Below are 16863 nucleotides of genomic sequence, written 5' to 3'. Positions count from 1 at the left end.
ACTATTTCCTCACCTTGTCGACGTAGTTGCGGATCGCACGTTTCGCGTTCGTCACGACGTTTTTCGGATCGTTCCGAACGGAGGTGATCGCGCCGGCCAGCCCCTGGGGTGCGAAGATCACCACGACGACGAAGATGCCGCCGAGGATGATCTCCCAGCTCGCGAAGCCGGCGAGTTGCTCCTCGAGGAAGATGACGAGGCCAGCGCCCAGCATCGGTCCCCAGAGCGTACCGAGTCCCCCGAGCAGGAGCATGACGACGAGTTCGCCACTGATCATCCAGTGAAGCAGTCCGGGGTGGGAAACGCTCTGGAACGGGACGTACAGCCCCCCGGCCAGTCCGGCGAACGCACCGCTGAGCGCGAAGCCGAGCACCTTGTACCGCTGGACGTTGTATCCGAGGAACTGGATCCGCTCCTCGTTCTCTCGGATCCCCTGGAGGACGCGTCCGAACGGGGAGTTCGAGAGCCGAAGCAAGGCCACGAACGAGAGCGCGACCGTCGCCAGCGTCAGATAGAAGTACAGGAGCGTCGACGTGAAGTCGACTCCGAACGTCTCGTAGCGTTGGATTCCGAACAGGCCGTTATCACCACCAGTGAACGACTCCAGGCCAAGCACCGTTGCTGGCAGATCAGTGAAGGCGATAACGTAGAACATCTGTGCGAACGCCAGCGTCAGCATCGCGAAGTAGATTCCGTGAGCCCGAACGCTAAACCAGCCGATGATACCGGCGACGACCGCGCCGACGACCATCGCGATCGGGAGCACGATCAACGCGTTCGCGGTAACGTCGGTGATGAGCATCGCCGCGGCGTAGCCGCCCGCGCCAAACATCGCCGCGTGGCCGAACGAGAGCAAACCGGCGTAGCCGAAGATGAAATCGAGGCTCAGCGCCAGCAACGCGAAGATCATCATCCGGACGAGCATGTTCAGCCAGAACGGCTCGTAGGCGTTCGCGATCGGGGCGAACAACGCGAGGACGACGATCGAGACGAGTACCGCGAGCCGTCCCTGGCCCGAGAGCAGTTCGTTTCCGGTCGGTGACGCCTGGCTCCGGTCGAAGAACTCGACTACGGATTTCATCTATGCTGCCTCCGTTGCGCCGAACAGTCCGCTCGGCTTTGCCATGAGTACGATTGCCATCATGATGAACAGGAACAGTTCAGTCAGCGTCGGTGCGATCAACGCTCCGTAGGCGGTGACGAGACCGATCAACAGCGCCGCGTAGACGGCGCCCCGGAAGCTGCCCAGGCCACCGATGACGACGATGATGAACGCCTCGATGATAATGCCGAAACCCATTCCAGGGTGCACCGATCGCGATCCGCCGAGCAACACGCCCGCGATGCCGGCCAGGATCGCACCGAAGACGAACACGCCGGTGAACACCTTCGAGACGTCGATCCCGAGCGCGCTGACCATCTCGGTGTCGTGAGCGCTCGCCTGCATCAAGATGCCCAGATCGCTCCGTTCGATCGCCAGCCAGACGATTCCGATCAGGACCGTACTAACGCCGAGGACGAACAGCCAGTAGACGGGGTAGTTGACCGGACCGACCGCGACCGTTCCAGAGAGCAGATCAGGGATCGGGATCTGTCTCGACTGTGCGCCCCAGATCTGGATGATCGCTCCCTGAATCATGATCGCGATCCCGAACGTGAGCAAAATGTGGTACAGCGGATTCCGATCGTACAGCGGACGCAGCGAGAGAATCTCGATCGCTGCACCCACGAGGCCGACCATCAGCGGCGCCAATAGCAACGCGAGCCAGAAGCTCCCGAACTGGCCCGCGATCACCGTCCCGAAGTACGCCCCGAGCATGTACAACGCGCCGTGAGCGAAGTTGATCACGTCGAGCATCCCGAAGATGAGCGTCAGTCCGGCGGCGATCAGCGCCAGCGTCATCCCGAGCTGAAGTCCAAGAAGCGTCGCGCGGAGCACCGACTCAACCATGGTGCGGGCACCTCCCTTCGGATCGGTGTTCGGCTGGCGATGCGAGTCGGACCGCTGCCGGAGTGAAACGGTCGAACGACGACATGTTACCGGTGGCTACACCCCCAGTCGGGCCCCTCGACGTCCTCGAGCGTCTCGACGACCTCGTTTTCGACGGATTCGCCGTCGTCGGCCTCGACGACCTCCCGGACGTACAGGTTCTGGATCGCCTCGTGGGTCTCGGGATCGAACTCGAACTCTCCGCGCGGACTGTCGAACTCCATCTCGACGAGACTCTCGGCCATCTCGTCGGGGTCGGTCCCCCCCGTTTCTTCGACGGCGCCGGCGAACGCCTGCGCGGAGTCGTACCCCTGGCAGGCGTAGACGTTCGGCGTCTCGTCGTACATTTCGACGTAGTTTTCGACGAACTCTCGATTGCGTTCGGTATCATGTGTGGTCGTGTAGTGGAGCAGCGAGTACATTCCAAGCGCCGACTCCCCCTGCGCTGGAAGCGTGTCGTTCGCGAGCATGAACCCGCTCCCGGTCTGTACCATCTCCTCGTTGAGCCCGAAGTCGCTGAACGCGTTGACGTAGTTGACGGCGTCGTCCCCGGCGAAAAAGGAGTAGACGGCGTCCGCACCCGACCCCTGAATGTCGCCGAGGTACGGCGAGAAATCGTCGGTGCCGAGCGGCGCACCCACCTCCTCGACGACCTCGCCGCCGAGGTCCTCGAACGCCTCCTTGAAGAACTCCTTCGAGTTCTGTCCGAACGCGTAGTCGGCGTACGCCAGGCAGACGTTGTCGGCGACCTCTTCGTAGACGAACTCCGCCAACGGCGCACTCGTCTGCCAGTCGTTGAACGACGTTCGAAAGTGGTACTCCGGACACCCCTCCGCGGTCACCCGATAGTCGCCCGCGTTCGCGTTGAACCAGATCGCGCTCGATTCGGTCTGAATCGGCTGGATCATCGCCATCGCGACGGCACTCGAGACGGGACCGACGATGGCGTCGGCCCGGGCCTCGAGCAACAGCTCTCGGGTGACGTCGACGCCTCGGCTCGTCTCGGCCTCGGTGTCCCGTCGGACGAACTCGACTTCCCGCCCGTTTATCTCTCCACCCTGTTGCTCGATGAACAGTTCGAACCCGGCAACGATGCTCTCGCCGAGCAGCGCGTACGTACCGGTAAACGGGAGGGCGAACCCGACGGTCAGTCTGTTATCCTCGCTGCCGAGACACCCCCCGAGTGCCGTCGTCGCCCCGACGGCGGCGCCACTCGCAAGGAGCGTACGCCTCGAGATGGAGCTCCTGCTGGTCGTATGACTGTGGGGGCTACCCACGTCTTTGCCAGACATATCCAACCAGTGCGCTCTATGCCTATTTATAATTTATGTTGGAAGGCGAATATGGACGGCAGTTCGACGGGTCGACAGCTAGTTTTATTTACTGGTACCGGATAGTTGCGGTGGATGTCAGCACGTACCGAGAGTCTGGACGACGCCGTAGCGCGGATCGACGACGGAAGTTCGATCGCGACCGGTCTCGCCCTCGAGCACGCGATCCCGTTCGCCGCTGGACACGAACTGCTTCGACAGGGTCGCTCCGGTCTGACCCTGATCGGCCCGATAAGCGACCTGCTCTTCGATCAGTTGATCGGCGGGAATGCGGTGTCCGGCGTTCGTGCGGCGTGGGCCGGCAACGTCAGCGCGGGGACGGGGTACCGATTCCGGAAGGCCGTTGAAGACGGAACCGTCGAGATCGAGGACCACTCGAACTTCAGTATCGCACTCGCCTTACAGGCCGGTTCGATGGGCGTTCCCTACCTTCCAACGAAATCGCTTCTCGGGAGCGATATCCTCGAGCACAGCGATCTGTTCGTCACGACGACGGATCCGTTCACCGACGAACGGATCGTCCTCGTTCCCGCGATCGAACCGGACTGGGCGATCGTCCACGTCCAACGCGCGAGTCCGGACGGGGACGCCCATTTCTGGGGGAACTCCGGAATCATCGACCCCGCGGTCGGCGCCGCCGAGAACGTTCTGGTTACCGCCGAGGAGGTCGTCGATCCCGAAGTCATCAAGAGCGACCCGAGTCGCGTCGCGATCACGCGGGATCAGGTGACGAGCGTCGTCGAGTGTCCGTTCGGCGCCCATCCCTCGCCGGTCGCCGGCCGCTACAACAGGGACAACGAGTACTTCCTCGAGTACGCTCGACGGACCGACACGCGGGAGGCCTTCGAGGAGTGGGCCGACGAGTGGGTGTACGGCGTCGACGACCGCGAGGAGTACGCCGCTCTCGTCGAACGGGAGCTTTCGATCACCGACCCGACCGTCGCCGCGGAGGTGGAGTATGGGCAGTGAGAGCTACACGGACCGGGAACTGATGGTCACCGCCGCTGCGAGCGAGATCGAGGACGGAGACACGGCCTTCGTCGGGATGCGCTTGCCACTGATCGCGTTCCAGGTTGCGGTCAGCACGCACGCCCCGAACGCGATGGCGGTCTACGAGAGCGGCGTCGTTCGCGACGCTCCCGCCGAGGGATTCATCCACACGATGTGCGACCTCCCGAACCTGAACCGGGCCGTCGCGACGACCGATATGATCGATATTATGTCCCGCCTCCAGCGCGGTGAGGTCGACGTCGGCTTCCTCGGCGGCGCCGAAATCGACCGCTACGGCAACCTGAACACGACCTGGGTCGAGGCCGGTGACCGCGATATCCGCCTTACCGGGAGCGGCGGCGCCTGCGATATCGCCTGTATGGCCGACCGAACGGTGCTTCTCATGCCCCACGAACCGCGACGGTTCGCCGAGGAAGTCACCTACGCGACGAGTCCGGGCTACGCCACCGACGGCTCCGGTCGCGGGAATCACCCTGCGCCGGGCGGCGGACCGAGCGCGCTCGTCACCTCGAAGGCCGCGTTCGGTTTCGACGACGCCGGCGAGCTCTACCTCCGGAGCGTCCATCCTGGCGTCGAGGTCGCGGACGTGACCGACGATTTCCCGTGGCAGCTGAACACCGCCGAAGACGTCGGCGCGGGATCGGTCACGACGACGCCCGAACCGACGCCCGAGGAACTCGAACTGGTCCGAACGTTCGATCCGGACGGGTTCTGGACGTAGCTCGGAGCCACCCGGAAACAATTTTTTCCCAATCAGTCCTCGAGGACACGAACCGGTAGGTATATAATTTAAAGCTATGATGAACTACTCGTACATGCAGCCGAACGTCCCAGAGCAGTATCTACCGGACGAATCGAACGCTCCGGATTACATCCACCCGACCCCGGAAGCCCACTACCCACAACGGATCAACGTCGCGGAGGAACTCGTCGATCGCCACGTCCAGGAGGGACGCGGCGACAACGTCGCGATCTACTTCGAGGATCGAACGATCACCTACGAGCAGCTCCAGGAACAGGTCGATCGGATGGGGAACGCACTCCGAGATCTCGGCGTCGAGGCCGGCGATCGAGTCGTCGTCCGGTTCCCGAACCGTCCGGAGGCGATCGTAACGTGTCTCGCCGTCCAGAAGATCGGCGGCGTCGCGCTCCCGTCGATGAAGCTGCTGCGGGCCAAGGAGCTCGACTACATTATCAACAACGCCGAGGCGACGACCGTCGTCGTCTACGACGACCTGCTCGACGAGGTCGAGAACGCGCTGCCGAACCTCGAGACCGTCGAGGACGTCATCGTGGCCGAACGCAACGGCGTCGATCACGATCATCACAGCTACGACGAGCTCCTCGAGGAAGCCGATGACGAGCTCGAGGCCTACGAGACCGAGCGCGAGGATCTGGCGTTGATGCTGTACACCAGCGGGACGACCGGTCGTCCGAAGGGTGCGATCCACAGTCATCAGAGCGTGCTCGCGACCGCGGACACCTACGCCAGATACTGCATCGAGCCGACCGAGGAGGACGTCTTCGGCGGGAACCCGCCGCTTCCGTTCGCGTACGGCTACGGCGATCTGGTCACGTTCCCGCTCCGATTCGGCGCGAGCACGAGCCTCGTCGAGGACGCGAGCCCGGGTGACCTGCTCGAGGCCGTCGAAAACCACGGCGTCTCGGTGCTGTGTTCGATCCCGACCGGGTTCAACCAGATCCTCTCGAACTACCCCGAGGGGCCCGAAAAGTACGACGTCTCCTCGCTTCGGCTCGGACTCAGCGCGGGCGAGCCGCTCACGCCGACGACGTTCGAAAACTTCAAAGAGGAGTACGGGATCAATCTGCTCGACGGGATCGGGACGACGGAGATGCTTCACATCTTCATCAGTCACTGCCACGACGGCGAGATCGACCCGAGCGCCACCGGCTTCCCCGTCCCCGGATACGAGTGCAAGATCATCGATCCCGACACCGGCGAGGAACTCGAGCGCGGCGAGGCCGGCCTCCTCGCGGTTCGCGGCCCGACCGGTGTCGAGTACTGGGACCGTCCCGACAAACAGGAGGGTTCGACGACCGAGGACGGCTGGTCGATCCCCGGCGACATCTTCGTCCAGCGCGAGGACGGACGTCTCGAGTACAAGTCCCGGAGCGACGATCTCATTATCTCGAGCGGGTACAACATCCCCGGTCCGGAGGTCGAGGCGGTTATCGAGGAACACGAAGCCGTTTCGGAGGTTGCCGTCGTTGGAAGTCCCAACGAAGAACGTGGCGAGGTCGTGAAGGCGTTTACCGTACTATCGAACGGCACTACTCCTGACGACGATCTCGTCGCCGAGATTCAGAACCACGTCAAGAACACGCTCGCTCCGTACAAGTATCCTCGTGAGGTCGAGTTTACGGAGACGCTCCCGCGAACGGAGACCGGAAAGATCCGCCGAACCGAGCTCCGAGAACAGGAGCACGGTAGCTGATCGGTCGATCCGCGAACGACCATCGTTTCGCTGACGATACCCCGCCATCCGTTTTCCGTCGCGTCGAAACATGTTCGGCGCAGTAGTTATTGCGCGTCCAACGGAAGAGCTCGATATGTCCTCAAGCGACAGCCGAGCGACTGCCGCCTGTACCGCGTGGGATAACTCCGAGTGTCGCGGAACGCCGTACTGTCCGCCGCGGTGTCCTCGGTTCGAGAGCAAAAGCGGTACTGTGCTTCTCGTTCGACCCTACGAAGCGGACGATATGGATACACTCGTCCGGATGTACGACGATTTCGATCAGTACAGCCGGAGTATGGGGTTGCCACCGAACGGCGTTTCGAAGATCGAAAACTGGTTGGATCGACTGACCGAGAGAGGGTGGAACCTCGTCGCGTTCGACGGCAACCGGGCCATCGGCCACGTCGCTGTCGTCCCGTCCGACTCGGTCGACTACAGATGGAAGTTTCTCATTTACATCCACCAGGAGTACCAAAACGAGGGCGTTGGCTCCGAGATGATCAAACAGCTCGTCGCCTACGCCGACGAGAGAGACGGGAACGAACTGGCGCTGGAGGTGTCGACCGGGAACGAACGTGCGATCACGGTGTACAAGAACATCGGGTTCGAAGTGGTCGAGCGCGGACTCTCCGAGCTGTCGATGACGCTGAAACTGCGGCGGCCGCTCACGCGGCGAGTGCGGCGACCGCCCGCGGAACGCGACTGAGACGCAAAGCGGACGCTCGAATCGACAGCCGACGACGCGTATACGACTCCCGTAATCGCCCTCCAAATACGGGTGTTGTATACGCCTCGCATCCCCCTTTTCGGCTCGAAACCGCCCGTCGTTCGATCCGAGCCGTTACACCGGTACTTTCGTAAACAGCACTTTACAGCAGTACGGTAGTAATTTCTTCCCTGTCCGACCGAAAAGGACGATCCCGTCTGCGTATACGATAGGCGTATACGCTATCCGAGAACGACCGAGTCCCTCAGCTATCGGGTTACACAAAAATTCGTACCGCAGTTCGACCCCGTTCGATCAGGGGCTTTCGTCGGTTCGAATCCGAAGATCCGACCGGGGTTTCGCTACACACGTCAGAGCGTACCCCTCTTCTTTCTCGCTATCGGAGAGGAACATTCCCTCCATCTGTTCGACCGCTCCGTCCTCGACGATCATCCCGCAGCAGACGCCACAGACGCCCATCCGACACTGGTACGGCGGTGTGAGGCCCGCTTCCTCCGCCGCCTCCAGGATCGGCTGGTTCTCCGGGATCTCGAGCGTTCGCCCCTCGTCGACGAACTCGACTGTGTAGGTTTCGACCATGGGGTCACCCGTTCGATCCGATCGATTTTTCGAAAACGTGCTCGACTGGTTCGAACTCGTTGGACTCGTAGAACCCGGCCGAGTCATCGTCGCCCTGGATCACGTCGACGCGATAGAAGTCGATCTCTCGATCGGACTCGTCGAACCACTCGTGGACGGCCTCGAGCAACGCGGTCCCGACACCCTCGCTACGGTGGTCCTCTCTGACGAAGTGACCGTTGATGTAGCCGTGATCCTGCAGGCGGAAGATCGGGTGGTTACCCATGATCCGCGCCTCGAGGACGCCGACGAGTTCGCCGCTCTCCTCCACTTCGGCGACGAACACCGTCCCGTACTTCGAGTCGACGAGCTGATTCTCGAAGTACTGGAGCCACCGGTCGTCGGCGCTTTCCTTGTGTCGGTAGCGGTCGTCGTGCTCCGAGAGGTGGTCGGTAAATCCGTGCCATAGCTCTAGTAACTCCTCGCCGTCATCGCTGATCGCCTGTCGGACGTCGTACGTCATAGCTTACCATCTGGATCGGATTACCAAAAAAGGCACTGTTGTATCGGTCGGATAGCTTATCTGTCGGGGCGCGCGGGACACGATGCTTCGCTCGGAACGGGTGCAGTTCGAGGCGTCGCTGCGAACACCGCTCAGAGGCGTATACGGTCCACCCGGTAACCAGAGCCACCGTCAGCGGGCCGCTCCGTCGACTACAGGCGAAGTCGCTACGCCGAAACCCCCGCGAAACGGCCGATAGATACACTGAGCGTATACAGAAAACAATTATAACCCTGGACGAGGAAGGGGTAGATGGACGATTACCACTATGCCCTCAGAAGCGCAGTTCAAGGAAGAACTACAGAACGGGCGGATGATCGAATCGACCGAAGAGATGACCGACGGCTACAAGAAGGCGCTCAAGCAGATCCTGCTGGTCTCGGGCGACACCGAGCTGATGAGCGCGCCGGCGTACTACGACCAGTCGCTCAACGCGCCGTCGCTGGACGCCCGCGCGTCGTGTATCAGCGTGATCCAGGACGAACTCGGCCACGGACACATCGCCTACCGGCTGCTCGAGGACCTCGGAGAGGATCGCGAGGAGCTCATCTACGAGCGCGAACCCCACGAGTTCCGAAACACGTACGGGTTCGACCAGCATATCGATAACTTCGCCGAGCTCGTGACGGCCCACGGCATCTTCGACCGCGCGGGGATCGTTCTCCTGGGCGACATCCACGAGAACACCTCCTACGCGCCCTGGAAGCGCGCGCTGACGAAGGTCAGCAAGGAAGAGCAGTTCCACCTTCGCCACGGCGAGACGTGGATGCGCCGGCTCGCGAACAACAGCGAGAAGACCAAACAGCAGCTTCAGGAGGCGATCGACTGGATGTTCCCGATCGGCGTCGAGTGGTTCGGGATGCCCGACGACAAGAAGAAACACGACGACCAGCTCGAGTACCGCATCAAGGGTAAGTCCAACGACGAACTCCGCCAGGACTGGCTCTCGCGGACCCTGCCGCTGATGAACGAGCTGGACCTCGACGTCCCGGCACACTACGACGCGGACGCCGACGAGTACGTCCTCGAGTACGACATGCCGATCGCGTTCGACGCGGAGAACAAGGAGTGGCGCTACGACGAGTCGATCTCGTGGTCCGACGTGATGGACCGCTGGCGCTCGCGCGGCCCGGCCAACGAGAAGTACGTCAACCTGATCCAGTCCGGTACCGTCGAGGTCGAGGTCTAACATGTCCAGCGCACAGCGAAACGGTGGCGGACCGACCGATATCTCCCGGACCAGCGAGTTCGTCGAACGCCGTCGTGCCGACGCGACGCCGTTCGAACGGGAACTGTGGGACGTTCTCGACGAGATTCCGGACCCGCACATTCCGGTGAGTCTGGTCGAGATAGCGATGATCTACGGGGTCGACAACGACGACGGTCGCGTTACCGTCGAGATGTCGTTCCCCTGTATGGGGTGTCCGGCCTACGACATGATCCACAACGACGTTCGGAGCTGTCTCACCCTCGTCGACGGCGTCGACGATGTCGAGATCGACGTCGTCTGGGATCCCGTCTGGTCGAAGGAGATGCTCACGGAATCGGTTCGCAACAAGATCCGCGAGGCAGGAATCAGCCTATGAAGTACGAAGTGTTCGCACGAATCAACCAAGGTGACGAAACCAAACACATCGGCAACGTCACCGCAAAGAGCGATAAACTGGCAAAAATGTACGCGTACAACACGTTCGACGAGGAAGACTGGGACATGCTCGCGGTCGTCCGGGCGGACGACTACCTGCGAGTGAGCAACGACCCGAAACCGACCGTCGGGGTGAGCGCCGGTGAGTGACTGGCCCGAGCCGGCAGTCGACTACGTCCAAGCGATAACGGACACCAAGCTCGTCCTGGGACACCGGTACGCACAGTGGGCGCTCTCGGGGCCCTCGCTCGAGGACGACATCGGCGGCGCCAGCGCGGCTCAAGAGGAGATCGGCCACGTCCGACAGCTCGCGAGCAAGCTCGAGGGGCAGGGGCGGGATCTCGAGTGGACCAAGGGCCAGCGCGATCCCGACGAGTTCGCTAACGCCGCCTGCCTCGATCGGATCGAGGGCGACTGGACCGAGTACGTCGCTTCGGTCGCGCCCGCGGACCGGGCCGCGTGGTACCTGCTCGACGCGATCGATCGGGACGAACTCGAGGGACTGATCACGAAGATGGGCGAGGACGAGTACTTCCACCTCGAGTACCACGACGCCCGCCTCGAGACGCTCGCAGAGGAGGATCCCGAGACCGTCCAGGCCACGCTAGAACGGACGCTCCCGCAGGCGCTTGCGTTCATCGGACCGGCGGCCTACGACGAGAGCGAGGATCCGCTGTACGAGGCCGGGTTCACGGATCGACCGATCTCGGAAATCCGGAGATCGTTCGCCGACCACTACCGTGAGCTGTTCGCCGATACGGCCGTTTCGCTCGAGGACGTCGACTGGGACGGCCCCGCACTCGGCGACTGGAACGAGACTCGGCGTCGAACCGGAGCGGACGCGATCGCGGCGGACGACGTCGAACAGCTCCGCGGTGAGCGCAACGCGGAGTTCGCTCTGAGCTGATGATGGCCGACCACGCTTCGGAGCCACAGGTGTCGTGTCCGTTCTGTGAGTCGACCGACACGGAACGGGAGTCGGCGTTCGGGAGCGAGATCTCGAAGACCCAGTACTACTGCAACGACTGCAACACCGTGTTCGAACGCATCAAGTACGACGGTGAAAATCCGGACACCGGAAGATAGATAATCGGATCCGAGTGGTCGCTTTCCCCTGCTTAGATGGAATTATGTCGAAATATTTTGCGTATTAGTGGACAAAACCAAACATTAATATATAGTGGGCGTGATTGGGACACTGTATGGAACTCAAAGCGTTCGACGAGTTGGACTTGGAGTACTTCACGACGGAGGTCAACGACCACATCGGCGAACTGCGTCTCGACCGCCCGCCAGCAAACGCACACGACATCGAAGTCCTGCTAGATCTTCAGCGCGCGGTCGAAGCAGTCCGCTTCGACGAGGGCGTCCGCGCCGTCATCTTCGGGAGTTCGAACGAGAAGTTCTTCTCGACCGGATTCGACATCCAGGAGCTTCAGGACAAGTCGGGCCGGCAGGTCGGCTACGCGAGCCAGACGAGCAAGGAGATCATCATGAAGATGCGGACGACCGACACCATCTTCATCGCCGTCGTCAACGGCCACTGCATGGGTGGCGGCCTCGAGCTCGCACTCGCCTGTGACTTCCGGTACGTCGGCGACGACGAGAGCTACAACGTCGGTATGCCCGAGATCCACCTGGGCATGATCGCGGGCGAGGCCGGCACGCAGCTGCTTCCGCGCTACATCGACCGCTCGGAGGCGCTTCGCATGATGATCACCGGCGACACGCTCACGCCCCAGGAGGCGACCGGTCGCGGCATCTTCGACGAGATCCACCCGCCCGAGGAGGTCGAGGAGAAGGCCACGGAGTTCGCCGCGGAGATCGTCCAAAAGCCGAGCGTCGCGGTCGGCAACAACAAGCTGGCCGTCAACGAGGGCCTCGAGATGCCGCTCTCGGACGCGCTCGCTCACGAGCGCGAACTGCAGAACCGCCTGCTCGGTTCGGACGTCGCCGAGGAGGGTGTCGACGCCTTCCTCAACGACCGCGAACCGGACTTCCTCGGCGTCGAACTCGGCGACAAGGAGCCCGGCGACGAGTAAGGAACCCTCGAGACTGGGACTACCGTGGCGCGGATCGAGACGGCCGTTGCGAGGCTGTCGAGTACCCCTCCCATAGCTCATCGGTAGCGGTTTTTTGCGGACGGTTTCCGAGAACGAGCGATGTCGCCGGATGGTTACGGCGCGAGCGACAGCTCGGACGGATACGCGTCGACAGCGGGTCGGAACCGAATCCGTCCCTCGTCGTCCGTACTCAGCTCGACGACTCCCAGTTCGGCGAGGCGGACCAGATGTGCGGCCGCCTCGCCCGCGCCGAACTTCGCGTGAACGCCCTCCATCTCGCCGAACAGCCGACGGGCGACCGTCCACGGCGTCGCCGATACTTCGTCTGTCGCGACGAGCGCTTGGAGGGACTCCGCCGCCCGATTACGATGGTGTCGCCGCACCTCCTCGATGCTCTCCTCGATCGACATCGTCGTTCCGTGACCCGGCTCCCCGTCCTCGTGGGTCGCGACACGCTCGAGCGAGGAGAGATACGCACCGAGGGGGTCGTCGAGCCGCGTGTCGCTCCCGCCGACGTTCGGCGTGTACGTGGGCAACAGTAGATCGCCGAGGAGGATTGTCCCGTCGATCCGCAAGGACGCGTGTCCCTTCGTATGGCCCGGCGTGTGGACGAACTCGACGCCAGCGACGACGTCGCCGTCGTCGGGTCGGTTCACCGGCGCCGCGTCGGGAAGCGGGGACGGCTCGTCGCGATCGATCACCGACTCGCGAACCGACTTCGGAACGCCCCATCGCTCGAGGGTTCGTTCGTCCCGGCGGAGCCGGCTGGTTCGCGCGTCAGCGTAGTCACCGACCAGGGGTGCGTCCGATCGGTGGATATGAATCGACGCCCCGGCCCGATCCGCGAGCCGGTGGGCCAGCCCGGCGTGATCGATGTGCCAGTGCGTGACGAGAACGTGCTCGAGGTCCTCGAGGGTCGCGTGCGCGCTAATTCCCTCCCGGAGATCGTCCCACGCTCGCTCGGAGGGCGGGCCGGGATCGACGAGGACGCCCCGATCGGGCAGGAGATACGCGCTGTTCGTTCCTTCAGGCGTTCCGCCGCCGATCGGAATGCGAACGATTGCTGTCATCGGTTGTTTGATCCGACGAGTTCGTCGAGCCCTAACTCTTCCCATCGCTCCTCGAGGGCCTCCTTGACGTTCTCCGAGAACGACGTCTCGAACGTGACCTGCGGTGCGATGTACTCCTCGTCCCAGTGAGGGTCCCACGTCGCGTTGATGTAGAGTCTGGAACCGGTCTCGCCGTCCTGTCGGTACCGTGGCGCGGTCGCGCTCGGCGCGTTCGGCTCGCTAAAGATCCAGTCGTTTCCGGGGTGGGCCTTCACCCACATGTCGTCGATCGACCGGGCGAGGTTCGTTGGGTCGGCGTTCTCGTCCAGAACCAACACCTTGTCGAACAGCTTCGAGAACGAAAACAGCGTGTTCGCGAGCTGCCACTCGAATCCCGCATAGAGGATCTCGCTCGAGACGAGACAGAGGCCGAGACGTGCCTCGACGGGAAGGCGGATCCACTCGACGGGCGAGACGCCCCAGTAGCCGTTGACGCGCCGGAACAGCTGTGCGGCCTCGACGAGACTCACGAGATGGAGGTCGTCGGTCAGGGGTTCTCCGAGGGGTGTAAACGCGACGACCGGGTCCTCGCGAGTCGCGATCCGATCGACGTGTACGTCCACTACAGTCGTCTCGCAGGTCCGTTCCCACGCCGATTTCGATCCGTTCGGATCGGGAGCCGTTCGATCGATCGTTATTTCACCGTCGATTCGGACGTCCGCAGCCGACGGCACGACTCGGGAGTCGACGGTCGCCATCGAGACGTCGCTGATTCCCGAAGCCAGACCGGGAACGTCGGGAGTAATTCGGTCTTGTGTCCACCCTTGAATGGCCGCCACGAGCGGTGCGGCCCCGACGCCGAGCACGATGCTTGCGTCGGTTTGTGGTCCGATCCAGTCGGCTGCCGCCTCCGGAATCGTCAGCCGGAGCGTCGTGCTTCGTTGTGCGACTCCCCGAATCGGCGTCCAGGTCGTAGCGCCGTCCCGCGTTGCGACCAGGATTCCGAGGTCGATCAGCGGCTCGCCGTCGTCGGTCGTCGGCAACCCCAACCCGTAGAGATCGACGTCCTCGAGAGATGTCGCGTCCGGCTCTCTGTCCGACGAATCGTCGACCGAATCGGTCGTTCGCCGAGCTAGCCGTTCGATCATCGTCTCGTACGAACAGTCCGAATCGAACCCGAGTGCCTGTGCGGTTCGCTGCCAGGGCTGTCGGTCGAGGCTCGTGAACTGGTCGGGTCCGCCGAAGACCCCGCTCGCGAGTCGTACCTCGCCGGGCGTGTTCTCGAATACGGTCGCCGGACAGTTGTGTCGCGTCGCTTCGGCGGCGACCGACGCGGCCGTCGCGTCCCAGTGGACCCGCTGGGCAACCGAGACTAGGTCGTCGGTCTCTCGGAGGTTCTCGAGTTGCCCGTCGAGGGTCGTCATCGCTCTCCCTCCCCGGGATCGACGAACGGGAGCTTCTCGGAGTCGACCCCTGCGGATTCGAGGATCTCCTGAGCACGGTACTCGAGCTCGGTATCGGCGGAATCTCGCGTCGCGCTACCGTCGCTGGTTGCGTCGATGTAGGCTTTCGCCGTCTTCGCTTTCGACGTTCCCGTCTGGACGTCTCCCTTCTCGGTCGGCGTCTGGTAGATGTTCAGCGGCACCTTCGGCATCGTTTCGACCCCGAACTGGTGGAAGTCTTCGTCCGGATCCGCGTGCAGTGTGAGCGCCTCGAGCACCTGGCGTTGGTCGAGCGGATCGACGTCGGCGTCGACGAAGATGAAGAAGTCGACGTGGAGCATTCCCCAGGTAGTAAAGATGAAGTTCGCAAGCTCGTGGAGGTAGCCGTTTTCGTCCGACGGTGTCGCGATCGTGTATACCGTCCGCGGGGTCGACTTCCAAGGTGCACAGCACTCGACGTCGAACCCGGCGGTGCGAAGGCCGAGCGTCGCGTCCGGACCGACACAACCGGCCTCCATGGAGCTGGTCGAGTTTTCGGAGTAGCCGACGCCGGTTCCCTCGACGCAGAAGGGGATGATCGGATCCTGCTGATGAGTGATCCCCGTCACTCGCAAGAGCGGCATCGACCGCCGCGGGCCGTGGACGTAGCCGAAGTAGTCGCCGAACGGCCCCTCGTCGCGGCGCTCGTTCGGGACGATCTCACCCTCGATGACGAGTTCGGCCGTCGCCGGAACCCGCAGATCGTTCGTTTCGCACTCGACGAGTTCGATCGGCTCCCCTTTCAGCCCGCCCGCGAACTCTGCCTCGTCCCGTCCGGTCGGGATCCACATGACGGAGGTGTACTGTACGGCGGGCTCGGCGCCGACGGCGATCGCGACCGGCATCGGCTCGTCGCGCCGTTCGTACTTGTAGTAGTAGAGGTTCGGCGTCTGCTCGCCGGCGAGTAACAGCACGCTCGCCGTCTCGTCGTCGTGAATCATCGATCGGTGGTACGACCAGTCGACCCACTCGGAGTCGATATCGGGTGCGATCAGCGTGTGGAGGTTCGAGTAGCGTCCGCCGTCGCCCGCGTGGATGTACGGCCAGGGAAAGTCCAGTAGATCCACGTCGTCGCCGGTCTCGACGACGTCCTTGCACGGTGCATCGTCGGCCTCGACGGTCGTCGGCGACTTCGGGTCGTTCAACCGTTCGATCACTGCCTCGTAGTACTCCTCGTAGGAGAGATCCGGCGGCAGTCCCAGTCCGAGCGCGATCCGATCCCACGGCCGCCGCTGGCTGCCCCGGTACGGATCCCCGACGAGTCGGGCGCCGTCGACGTCCTCGAACAGCGGGATCCGGCTATCCTCCGTGTTCGCGAGCATCGTAACGGCGCTTGCCTCGAGGTTCCAGGAGACGGGCTCGGAGATCCGGTGGATCTCTCCCCTCGTCTCCAGCGTCTGGAGGTATTGCCGGAGGCTGTCCGCGGTCATTTGTACTCGTACAGCTCGTCGGCCAACTCGCTTCGCTCGGATCGAACCTTCAGGTCGATATACTCCTCGACGAGTTCGCCGTAGTTGTCCGAAAGGTACTCCAGCATGATCGTCCGGCTCGCCTCGGAGACCGACTCGTACTCGTCCGTTTCGGTAAGGTATCGGAGCAGCGTCTTGACCTCCTTCGAACGGGTGTTGATGACCGTCGACTGGTCTTCCATCGCGGACATCGTCGCCTCGAGCAGCTCCCTGTCGATGCCGTCGTCCGGGTCCGTCTCGAGGACGTCGATGTACCACTCCTCTTCGGTGTTCTCGTGTGGGCCCTTGACAACGGTCAGCCGGTCGGGATCGGTCAGCTCGTCCGGATTCCGGTCGATACGAGCGCGGATGTTGAAGATTTCCTTGGTCCGCTCGTCGCTGACCTGCAGCTGGATCTCCTCCCCCTCCGGCTCGTCCGGTAAGTTGCTCTCGGACGTCATGTATTTCCCTGTCATACTTGCTATCAGTGAGTAGGGGGTTCTATCACAAAAACTCTATTC

The 16863-nt window shown here is 62.8% G+C and carries 19 protein-coding genes; 10 read left to right on the top strand and 9 right to left on the bottom strand.

Going from position 1 to position 16863, the window contains the following annotated elements:
- Position 1: 1 nt before the first annotated feature.
- The 3 genes from QA609_RS02450 to QA609_RS02440 form a co-directional block, all read right to left on the bottom strand.
- The gene (locus tag QA609_RS02450) at positions 2-1081 is read right to left on the bottom strand and encodes a branched-chain amino acid ABC transporter permease (protein WP_278300994.1); all 1080 of its coding nucleotides are present in this window, start codon (positions 1079-1081) and stop codon (positions 2-4) included.
- Positions 1082-1951: a branched-chain amino acid ABC transporter permease gene (locus QA609_RS02445; RefSeq protein ID WP_278300993.1), complete on the bottom strand. Its 870-nt coding sequence runs from the start codon at positions 1949-1951 to the stop codon at positions 1082-1084.
- An 86-nt stretch (positions 1952-2037) separates the two neighbouring features.
- Positions 2038-3282, bottom strand: a complete 1245-nt coding sequence (locus QA609_RS02440; RefSeq protein ID WP_278300992.1) for an ABC transporter substrate-binding protein — start codon at positions 3280-3282, stop codon at positions 2038-2040.
- Positions 3283-3396: 114 nt separating this feature from the next.
- On the opposite strand from QA609_RS02440, the gene QA609_RS02435 reads away from it, so the two are divergent.
- From QA609_RS02435 to QA609_RS02420, 4 genes are all read left to right on the top strand, one after another.
- The gene (locus QA609_RS02435) at positions 3397-4290 is read left to right on the top strand and encodes a CoA-transferase (protein ID WP_278300991.1); all 894 of its coding nucleotides are present in this window, start codon (positions 3397-3399) and stop codon (positions 4288-4290) included.
- Entirely contained in the window at positions 4280-5053 is a 774-nt protein-coding gene (locus QA609_RS02430) for a CoA-transferase (protein ID WP_278300990.1), read from the top strand. Before QA609_RS02435 ends, QA609_RS02430 begins: the two co-directional genes overlap by 11 nt.
- Before the next feature lie 94 nt (positions 5054-5147).
- Positions 5148-6788 (top strand): acyl-CoA synthetase, encoded by a 1641-nt coding sequence (locus QA609_RS02425; RefSeq protein WP_278300989.1) that lies wholly within the window; start codon positions 5148-5150, stop codon positions 6786-6788.
- Between the two features lie 70 nt (positions 6789-6858).
- Positions 6859-7515, top strand: coding sequence for a GNAT family N-acetyltransferase (locus tag QA609_RS02420; protein ID WP_343233781.1), 657 nt, complete (start codon positions 6859-6861; stop codon positions 7513-7515).
- A 315-nt stretch (positions 7516-7830) separates the two neighbouring features.
- Here the strand turns inward: QA609_RS02420 and QA609_RS02415 are convergent, their stop codons facing one another.
- Entirely contained in the window at positions 7831-8115 is a 285-nt protein-coding gene (locus QA609_RS02415; RefSeq protein ID WP_278300987.1) for a 2Fe-2S iron-sulfur cluster-binding protein, read from the bottom strand.
- 4 nt (positions 8116-8119) lie between these two features.
- Positions 8120-8617, bottom strand: a complete 498-nt coding sequence (locus tag QA609_RS02410) for a GNAT family N-acetyltransferase (RefSeq protein WP_278300986.1) — start codon at positions 8615-8617, stop codon at positions 8120-8122.
- 307 nt (positions 8618-8924) lie between these two features.
- On the opposite strand from QA609_RS02410, the gene QA609_RS02405 reads away from it, so the two are divergent.
- The 6 genes from QA609_RS02405 to QA609_RS02380 all read left to right on the top strand — a co-directional run bounded on the left by QA609_RS02405 (position 8925) and on the right by QA609_RS02380 (position 12343).
- On the top strand, positions 8925-9845 hold the full coding sequence (locus QA609_RS02405) for a Phenylacetic acid catabolic protein (protein ID WP_278300985.1): 921 nt from the start codon (positions 8925-8927) through the stop codon (positions 9843-9845).
- A 1-nt stretch (position 9846) separates the two neighbouring features.
- Positions 9847-10242: a metal-sulfur cluster assembly factor gene (locus QA609_RS02400; protein WP_278300984.1), complete on the top strand. Its 396-nt coding sequence runs from the start codon at positions 9847-9849 to the stop codon at positions 10240-10242.
- The gene (locus QA609_RS02395) at positions 10239-10451 is read left to right on the top strand and encodes a phenylacetic acid degradation PaaB family protein (RefSeq protein ID WP_278300983.1); all 213 of its coding nucleotides are present in this window, start codon (positions 10239-10241) and stop codon (positions 10449-10451) included. The genes QA609_RS02400 and QA609_RS02395 overlap by 4 nt, the downstream gene beginning before the upstream one ends.
- Entirely contained in the window at positions 10444-11208 is a 765-nt protein-coding gene (locus QA609_RS02390; RefSeq protein ID WP_278300982.1) for a Phenylacetic acid catabolic protein, read from the top strand. Before QA609_RS02395 ends, QA609_RS02390 begins: the two co-directional genes overlap by 8 nt.
- Positions 11208-11387, top strand: coding sequence for a hypothetical protein (locus QA609_RS02385; RefSeq protein WP_278300981.1), 180 nt, complete (start codon positions 11208-11210; stop codon positions 11385-11387). Before QA609_RS02390 ends, QA609_RS02385 begins: the two co-directional genes overlap by 1 nt.
- Positions 11388-11503: 116 nt before the next feature.
- The gene (locus QA609_RS02380) at positions 11504-12343 is read left to right on the top strand and encodes an enoyl-CoA hydratase/isomerase family protein (RefSeq protein WP_278300980.1); all 840 of its coding nucleotides are present in this window, start codon (positions 11504-11506) and stop codon (positions 12341-12343) included.
- A 134-nt stretch (positions 12344-12477) separates the two neighbouring features.
- Here the strand turns inward: QA609_RS02380 and QA609_RS02375 are convergent, their stop codons facing one another.
- The 4 genes from QA609_RS02375 to QA609_RS02360 are packed head-to-tail and all read right to left on the bottom strand — an operon-like array spanning position 12478 to position 16803.
- A complete protein-coding gene (locus QA609_RS02375; RefSeq protein WP_278300979.1) occupies positions 12478-13434 on the bottom strand; it encodes an MBL fold metallo-hydrolase in 957 nt (318 codons plus the stop codon).
- Positions 13431-14837: a UbiD family decarboxylase gene (locus tag QA609_RS02370; RefSeq protein WP_278300978.1), complete on the bottom strand. Its 1407-nt coding sequence runs from the start codon at positions 14835-14837 to the stop codon at positions 13431-13433. Before QA609_RS02370 ends, QA609_RS02375 begins: the two co-directional genes overlap by 4 nt.
- Positions 14834-16324, bottom strand: coding sequence for a UbiD family decarboxylase (locus QA609_RS02365; RefSeq protein ID WP_278300977.1), 1491 nt, complete (start codon positions 16322-16324; stop codon positions 14834-14836). Before QA609_RS02365 ends, QA609_RS02370 begins: the two co-directional genes overlap by 4 nt.
- Positions 16321-16803, bottom strand: a complete 483-nt coding sequence (locus QA609_RS02360; RefSeq protein ID WP_278300976.1) for a hypothetical protein — start codon at positions 16801-16803, stop codon at positions 16321-16323. The genes QA609_RS02365 and QA609_RS02360 overlap by 4 nt, the downstream gene beginning before the upstream one ends.
- Positions 16804-16863 lie beyond the last annotated feature (60 nt).

The organism is Natronococcus sp. A-GB7 (assembly GCF_029688865.1).
Taxonomy (GTDB): Archaea; Halobacteriota; Halobacteria; order Halobacteriales; family Natrialbaceae; genus Natronococcus.
This window is presented reverse-complemented; position numbering and strand designations above follow the sequence as displayed.

What these genes read in the sequence shown, in the direction of transcription:
- QA609_RS02450 (WP_278300994.1), bottom strand. Translation starts at nt 1,081, where the DNA reads ATGAAATCCGTAGTCGAGTTCTTCGACCGGAGCCAGGCGTCACCGACC.
- QA609_RS02445 (WP_278300993.1), bottom strand. Translation starts at nt 1,951, where the DNA reads ATGGTTGAGTCGGTGCTCCGCGCGACGCTTCTTGGACTTCAGCTCGGG.
- QA609_RS02440 (WP_278300992.1), bottom strand. Translation starts at nt 3,282, where the DNA reads ATGTCTGGCAAAGACGTGGGTAGCCCCCACAGTCATACGACCAGCAGG.
- QA609_RS02435 (WP_278300991.1), top strand. Translation starts at nt 3,397, where the DNA reads ATGTCAGCACGTACCGAGAGTCTGGACGACGCCGTAGCGCGGATCGAC.
- QA609_RS02430 (WP_278300990.1), top strand. Translation starts at nt 4,280, where the DNA reads ATGGGCAGTGAGAGCTACACGGACCGGGAACTGATGGTCACCGCCGCT.
- QA609_RS02425 (WP_278300989.1), top strand. Translation starts at nt 5,148, where the DNA reads ATGCAGCCGAACGTCCCAGAGCAGTATCTACCGGACGAATCGAACGCT.
- QA609_RS02420 (WP_343233781.1), top strand. Translation starts at nt 6,859, where the DNA reads ATGTTCGGCGCAGTAGTTATTGCGCGTCCAACGGAAGAGCTCGATATG.
- QA609_RS02415 (WP_278300987.1), bottom strand. Translation starts at nt 8,115, where the DNA reads ATGGTCGAAACCTACACAGTCGAGTTCGTCGACGAGGGGCGAACGCTC.
- QA609_RS02410 (WP_278300986.1), bottom strand. Translation starts at nt 8,617, where the DNA reads ATGACGTACGACGTCCGACAGGCGATCAGCGATGACGGCGAGGAGTTA.
- QA609_RS02405 (WP_278300985.1), top strand. Translation starts at nt 8,925, where the DNA reads ATGCCCTCAGAAGCGCAGTTCAAGGAAGAACTACAGAACGGGCGGATG.
- QA609_RS02400 (WP_278300984.1), top strand. Translation starts at nt 9,847, where the DNA reads ATGTCCAGCGCACAGCGAAACGGTGGCGGACCGACCGATATCTCCCGG.
- QA609_RS02395 (WP_278300983.1), top strand. Translation starts at nt 10,239, where the DNA reads ATGAAGTACGAAGTGTTCGCACGAATCAACCAAGGTGACGAAACCAAA.
- QA609_RS02385 (WP_278300981.1), top strand. Translation starts at nt 11,208, where the DNA reads ATGATGGCCGACCACGCTTCGGAGCCACAGGTGTCGTGTCCGTTCTGT.
- QA609_RS02380 (WP_278300980.1), top strand. Translation starts at nt 11,504, where the DNA reads ATGGAACTCAAAGCGTTCGACGAGTTGGACTTGGAGTACTTCACGACG.
- QA609_RS02375 (WP_278300979.1), bottom strand. Translation starts at nt 13,434, where the DNA reads ATGACAGCAATCGTTCGCATTCCGATCGGCGGCGGAACGCCTGAAGGA.
- QA609_RS02370 (WP_278300978.1), bottom strand. Translation starts at nt 14,837, where the DNA reads ATGACGACCCTCGACGGGCAACTCGAGAACCTCCGAGAGACCGACGAC.
- QA609_RS02365 (WP_278300977.1), bottom strand. Translation starts at nt 16,324, where the DNA reads ATGACCGCGGACAGCCTCCGGCAATACCTCCAGACGCTGGAGACGAGG.
- QA609_RS02360 (WP_278300976.1), bottom strand. Translation starts at nt 16,803, where the DNA reads ATGACGTCCGAGAGCAACTTACCGGACGAGCCGGAGGGGGAGGAGATC.